Raw genomic sequence first — 6195 nt, 5'->3', positions numbered from 1 at the left:
AGTTTATCTCTAAATTTATTCTGCGGTTTCCGATATATTTAATCTCAATTGCATTTTTAATTTCATTATATTTTATAAAAATTTGTGATGTTTCAGTATCCCAATAATATTCATTCCCGTGATGTTTGAAAATCTGACCGGTGTATGGTTTTTTCTGATAACTAGGGTCTTCCCAGATTTCTTGGGAAAGGTTCGCTAATAGGTCACTTATTTCATTAGCATCAGAATGGGTAAGTAAACAATATTCACCTTTCTCATAGTCAATCTGTAGCGAGATACAATCTTTCTGTTTTTGAATCTGAATGGTTCCATTCTTAACCAACCAATTATAAATATGATTTTCCATTTTTAGATGTTTTGAGGTGTCCACATTTTTAGAAACTTAAATTTTTTGGAGTATTCCTCTCTTGGACAAAATACTAAACAGACTTCCTTGCTATTAAGTGAAGATTCCGTCAACACAACAAAATTGGTTTCATTTTTCAGTTGATCGAATTCAATTTCATTGGCTAAACAAACGACTTTTTTAAATATGCCATTAATCCATTTTATCATATTATCATTATTTTGAAATTTTTTGTAACAAGCCAATGAAGCGTGCGCTGTTATAACTGGAACCAATTTGTCTGGAATATTGTGTTTTAGAATAATATACATTTTCATACGTTATCGATTATCAATATTATGCTGAATTATGGTTTTTTTTGGTTTGTATATTGAATATAAATAGTCATTATTTTTTCTTCATTTCAAATACTAAGTTAGTTCTTATTATTGAATTTCTCATGTGCCGCTTTTGCCACCTCTATCTTTTTTTTATCGGGCGGTTATGGGTTTTCGAAAATTTGTGGATCAATAGGCGCATTAAATTCAATATTAGAATATATCAAATTCAATCCCGCAGGCTCAAGCTGAGAAGAGGATGCATATACGTAACCCTCTTTAGTTTTCTTATAATTATTGAAATGCTGTGTCATTTCAGTGACTTTCCCTTCTACAATTTTATTCATCACTGTTTTACTCACCAGAAATGTGCCCGTATCGATGAACATTTTAACAATAGTACCACTCTTACGGGTTACTTTTATGATGTATATTTCCTTCCCATCTACTTTCTCTTTGTTTAGTAACTCTACAGTATTGCCTTTGATTTTGTAATTAAATAAATCTCCGGTAAGGTCTAATTCTTCAGCTGATTCTTTTGCTACTGCAGGATCAGCGTTTACCGGTTTTCTCTGTCTTTGGGTGGGATATAGTGTCCAACTTCTATTGGGAGTAGTAGCCGTGATGTTGTTACGACCTTGAATTTCCATATCCATTCGCATACCCTGATTATGAAGAACCCAGCTTTTAACTGGAATTTGGTTACCGTTTATCGTTAAAATCCCTTGCGTAATTAATGAATTTTGTGATGCCACTTTTTCAGCACCACCCAAGGCTTCAATATGCTTATCAATAATATTATCTATTGTTAAAGGTTCTGCTTTTTGGTTAATGCTGTATAATGCAGCAGGAATATTGAGAGCTAATTTTAATGTTTTGAACATGCCCTGTAATTGGTCGAGTAATAATTTTAAAGAACCATCTTCATATCTATTAAAATAAAATAATAAAAAATAGGCATTTTCACTATTAGTTAGTTTCCCATTTTGATAGGTTTGCTCTATTATACCTTTGGGGAAATAAACGGACACTATCCCGACATTTCCAGGAAATTCAAAATCATCGACACTTGTAGCTTTTGATAGATCAACATCTTCATAAAGGGAAACCGTTGAGGAATTTTCACCCTTTATAATTGAGGATCTTGTAACTTTTCCATTGCTATAATTAATCTTAAAGTTATTTTCAGGAAAATCTATATAATTCCTATTTTTTTTATCACCAAAAGGAAGACCAACTACTTTAAGTTGATTTTGGTTAATAGCCGCAGATATAGAATCTAATTTTTCGTAAGGAATGTTTTGTGCTTTTACCGCAAATGATAACAATAAAAGCATTGAGATTATGGTTTTCATAGTTGTATATGTTTCAATTACTATTGCTTTATTAATCAATTATCCTTATAGTATAACCATTTAATTTTTCTAATATATTGCCATTAAAATCTAGTGTATATCTAGTGTCATAACATACAATCTCATCACCGAACATACCCAAACCAGCTTTTCGATAAGATTGCACATCAGCTAATGCTGATTCCCTACTGTTATGGAAATTACCTAAGCCTTGATTGTCTCTTGAAACTCCTTTTCCGGTTTCTTCAGTTGATATTTTATTATAAAAGAAAATTAATTTGTTTTGAGGATTAACCCAAATTCTATAATTAGACTTATCAATACCATCAACATTAATTCTTTTACCTGTATACTCTATTAAATAAGAATAAGAATATTTATTAGGAGTTTCCCAAACATCTACTACAAACAGATTAGATTCATCAATTTTGTCAATATTCATTGCTTCGCTGTCATAAGGAAAAATTAAAATTTCTTTCTTATTCACTAGAAAGCCGTATACTTTTCTTTTATCATCTTTAAAACTTTCAATATTTGATAAGTTTATTTTTTGAGAACTTCCTTTAGTATTAGATTTTACAAGACCTGCATCAGCAATTTGTTTGTATCGTTTTCTCTCATCAAGATTTTTCACTTCATCGGCTATTTTTTTGTCTCTTATTAATTTTTCTTCTTCTTTAGCAATTCTTATTTTCTCTAATCTTAAATTTTCAGAGGTTTTTTTATCCGCTTCCGCTTTGGCTATTACAGCATCTGCTCTTCTTTTATCTTCCGCAGCCTTAGCTTCTCTTTCTCTCTTTTCGTTTTTTTCGCAAGCCGGACATAGAAAAAAGCCTACTAAGTCGCAACCTTTATTAATAAGATAACAACAATGTCTGCCATCACCTGATTGATGTCCTTGTGCATAACCCATAGATATTACCATAAGAAGGCAAATTGTAATTAGTTTTTTCATAATCCTTAAATTTTCAGTTATTTTTATATTTCTCCTGTGCCACTTTTGCCGCTTCTATTTTCTTTTTATCGGGTGGTTTGGGGTTGTTTATTTCTCTTTCCATATCAGCTTTAGCTTTGATGTAATCTGCTGTTTGTTGATTGGGTTCAAAATCCAGAGCATACAATTGCCTGTCGTTTTTAGAAATCAGCCAGATTATTCTTTGATCCATTACCAATTGATGAGGATTCCATTGGGTGAGATCCACTTTTCTTAGGACTTTCTTATTCTTAAAATCATAATGAATTAAATAGTTTTGGTAGCAAAACCAAACATTTTCAGGTTGTGTTTCTATAATTGTGCGGTAAGCGTCATAAGTAAAAATATCGGTAGGAAATTCTGCTTCCAGATCCAATTGCAGGATTTTTTTTCTGTTATTACCCAATATAAAAAGTTGATTTTCTGATAGTAAAAAAGTATGGTTATCACTCCTTTTTACCTGACATTCGGAATAAGCAACCTTGTTTTTCTTTAAGAATTTTGGGGAAATTTCTTTCCCATCGTGCGTCAGAAACTGATAATTTTTTACATCAATTTTTGTAGAGTCTATGTAGATGTATGATTTTGACTTCGCTTTCAGAAAATTTCCGTTGTAGTCGATTTCAAACCAATTGTCATTTTCGGCATTGGCAATGATTTTATTTTTAAAATAAATTGGCTGCACATCTGCTCCAAATCCAGTGTTTTTTTGCCAGATTATTTTATTTTCATTCAGGTTATAAGCGACCAATTTCCCGCCATCATATAAAATGGTGGAATACATTATATTATTTACAAAATGAGGTTCAGAGTTGATAGATTCAAAAGGTAGTTTTTTAATTATTTTGCAGGTATTCAAATCATATTGCGCTACCGTTCCGTTTTTATCGTCATTTCCATACAAAAAAGTGTCTTTGTATAAATAAAGGGCAGAATTTGATTTCCAACCGATGTTAGCTTCACAAACCGTTGTCAGTTGGTCTTTATTTATCGCATACATCTTGTGATTGCTTGCACTGAACAGGATTTTATTTCCCGAAATAAGTAACGAACTGGAAGGTTCCTGCGCCTGAAAGTCTTTAAAAACTAAATTGGACTTATAAAATGCTGTTTGTGCAAAAACAGTAAGGCTAACTAAAAGAAAGCAATATTTTAAAGGATAAAAAGAAATGTATTTTCTGAACATCGTTTTTTTTTATAGCTTAGCTTTACTGATAACACAAAATTAACCAAAGCTTGATTTAAAAAAAATACATCAAAATGAGTATTTTTAGAGCTGTAAAACTCAAATAAATCCCTGAATAATACAATTTTTGATGAGCTGAGCGGTATTTTTAGGATGCTATCCCAAAATAGTGTGTAAATTAAAAAATTGTGGCTTCGGTCTTTTAATCTGAGCTTTTTCTTCAAAAATTGACATTCATTAATTTAAAAAATACCTGGTGCCTGACTTGAACTGGTACTTTTTTTTTTGTCAAATCGCCATATAGTCAATCTGACGTTAGAATTCGGGCTTATTATGATGTCGTTATTATTGTTCTTTTTCATCAAAATTATCAAAATAGGAAAAATCTTTTGTTATCAGTCCGTTTTCAATCGTGAAAATAACGCAGATAGGTAATTCAAATTTTGAGTGGTCGGGTGCAGTACCACTTGATACCAATTCTACAATGATATGTTTGTCGCCCGAAGGATAAGTTTGAATAACCTGGTCGTGAAGGTCTGGGAATACTTTATTCAGTTCTGAATATTTGTCTATAATCTGTTGTCTTGTTTGTTTTACAATTCCCTGTCCTAATGATGGATCTTTAAAATCGGAAGTTTCACCATACATGTTGGCCATTTTTGTCCATTCGTGTTTATTAAAATGCTCAAAATATTGCTGAACCAATTTTTCATTTGTTGAGGTCGTTATCGTTTTTTCTTTTGTTTGATTGTTACAGCCGATTAGTATAAAAATCAAAATAAATAAGGATAAGGTTTTTTTTATAGCATCTTAAATTTGTTTGGTAAGTGCTTAATTTATTGATGTTGTTGTTGTTTTTAGCCTGAACGCAAGCGGCGGTGACGCTGCGTTTCATCGATCCTGATGAGGGACAGGATTCATTGGGATTTTTAGATGTTGTTTTTGAGGTTTTGCTTCCGTGTTCTGATGTTTTTATTCCTGAGAGTGAGGGATTTGGAGATGTTCACGAAGATCTGCTGAAATTTGCTTTGATTCGGTTTTTTGATGTAAGCGGTTTATTGTTGGCCGGGAAAACGGCGGTGGTGTTGAGGTAGTTTTTGGAGGTGATGTTGATCTGAAGTAGTCATCGATAGAAAATACCAAATTTAAAATCGAAATATTTAATTTTTGTGGAGAAGATTACCCCTGAAAAAGAGTCTTTATTATCTGCTAGTTGCTTACTGTATTTAAAAAGTGAAATGAATAATTGGATCATCAATTTTTCGCTCTCGTTTCATCTATTAAAACTAAGGTTTTATGCTTAACTCCCAAACCACACGAAAGGATTCGCAGGAGCGGGGAACGACCGTATTGAAATCAGTTTTGGAAATATTATTCCAGTTTGGCTTTTTGGTTTTATGTAGTAAACAAATAGATTTTACAATAAATTTTTTTTAAATAGAAATGAGAATTATTTGTTACATCAATTACATCAATGCTCTGAAATAACAATAAGGAAGTCAATAACTATCAGACCACTCAATCATTCACGATTACGGAGGCTGCGATAGTAGATGCGCCAACTGGTGCTGCTACCCAAAGCTTCAATGCTGGAGATACTTTAAGTGTTTTAGCAGCAGCAGGTGAGAATATCAAATGGTATGCAACAGCTAGCAATGTGATGAATCATATCAATGAATTACCAATCAATACATTGATTGTAAATGATACCACCTATTACGCCACTCAAACAGTGGGAGGCTGCGAGTCGAAAACATCATTACCCGTTAGAGCCTGGAATATAAATTTGGGGGTAAGTAATGCTAATGGGAAAACAAAAATCCAGATTTATCCAAATCCTGTAAAAGAGATATTACATTTCAGTGGTCAGAATAAAATCAATAAGATTGTAATCATGTCAATGGATGGTAAGAAAGTAACCGAGAAAAATATGAATGGCGAAAGACGATTAAATGTTCATTCATTGATTCAAGGAACTTATCTGATCAACATTGTTACGGATAACGGGATACATACAA

8 protein-coding genes are annotated in these 6195 nt (G+C 32.2%); 2 read left to right on the top strand and 6 right to left on the bottom strand.

Annotated elements, in window-relative coordinates; all coding sequences use genetic code 11:
• The 6 genes from WBY99_RS06620 to WBY99_RS06595 form a co-directional block, all read right to left on the bottom strand.
• On the bottom strand, positions 1 to 346 hold a 346-nt coding region (locus tag WBY99_RS06620; RefSeq protein WP_423975543.1), incomplete at its 3' end, for a hypothetical protein.
• A 2-nt stretch (positions 347 to 348) separates the two neighbouring features.
• Positions 349 to 663 (bottom strand): hypothetical protein, encoded by a 315-nt coding sequence (locus WBY99_RS06615; protein WP_423975542.1) that lies wholly within the window; start codon positions 661 to 663, stop codon positions 349 to 351.
• A gap of 164 nt (positions 664 to 827) precedes the next feature.
• Entirely contained in the window at positions 828 to 2018 is a 1191-nt protein-coding gene (locus WBY99_RS06610) for a hypothetical protein (RefSeq protein WP_423975541.1), read from the bottom strand.
• A gap of 31 nt (positions 2019 to 2049) precedes the next feature.
• A complete protein-coding gene (locus tag WBY99_RS06605) occupies positions 2050 to 2973 on the bottom strand; it encodes a hypothetical protein (RefSeq protein ID WP_423975540.1) in 924 nt (307 codons plus the stop codon).
• 13 nt (positions 2974 to 2986) lie between these two features.
• On the bottom strand, positions 2987 to 4177 hold the full coding sequence (locus tag WBY99_RS06600; protein ID WP_423975539.1) for a hypothetical protein: 1191 nt from the start codon (positions 4175 to 4177) through the stop codon (positions 2987 to 2989).
• 345 nt (positions 4178 to 4522) lie between these two features.
• Positions 4523 to 4954 carry a nuclear transport factor 2 family protein gene (locus WBY99_RS06595; protein ID WP_423975538.1) on the bottom strand — a complete coding sequence of 144 codons (432 nt, stop codon included), beginning with the start codon at positions 4952 to 4954 and terminating at the stop codon, positions 4523 to 4525.
• Positions 4955 to 5055: 101 nt separating this feature from the next.
• Here WBY99_RS06595 and WBY99_RS06590 point away from each other — a divergent pair, with 101 nt between their 5' ends.
• Both WBY99_RS06590 and WBY99_RS06585 read left to right on the top strand, forming a co-directional pair.
• Positions 5056 to 5271 (top strand): hypothetical protein, encoded by a 216-nt coding sequence (locus WBY99_RS06590; RefSeq protein WP_423975537.1) that lies wholly within the window; start codon positions 5056 to 5058, stop codon positions 5269 to 5271.
• Between the two features lie 437 nt (positions 5272 to 5708).
• The coding region (locus tag WBY99_RS06585; protein ID WP_423975544.1) for a T9SS type A sorting domain-containing protein at positions 5709 to 6195 on the top strand (487 nt) is incomplete at its 3' end.

Source organism: Kaistella sp. (genome assembly GCF_049588135.1).
In the GTDB taxonomy this organism is placed as follows: Bacteria; Bacteroidota; Bacteroidia; order Flavobacteriales; family Weeksellaceae; genus Kaistella.
Note: the sequence above shows the minus strand (reverse complement) of the source record. Positions and strands in the feature narration are given on the sequence as shown.

Bases quoted from the DNA above. Each gene is read 5' to 3' on its own strand.
- WBY99_RS06615 (WP_423975542.1), bottom strand. From the start codon at position 663: ATGAAAATGTATATTATTCTAAAACACAATATTCCAGACAAATTGGTT.
- WBY99_RS06610 (WP_423975541.1), bottom strand. From the start codon at position 2,018: ATGAAAACCATAATCTCAATGCTTTTATTGTTATCATTTGCGGTAAAA.
- WBY99_RS06605 (WP_423975540.1), bottom strand. From the start codon at position 2,973: ATGAAAAAACTAATTACAATTTGCCTTCTTATGGTAATATCTATGGGT.
- WBY99_RS06600 (WP_423975539.1), bottom strand. From the start codon at position 4,177: ATGTTCAGAAAATACATTTCTTTTTATCCTTTAAAATATTGCTTTCTT.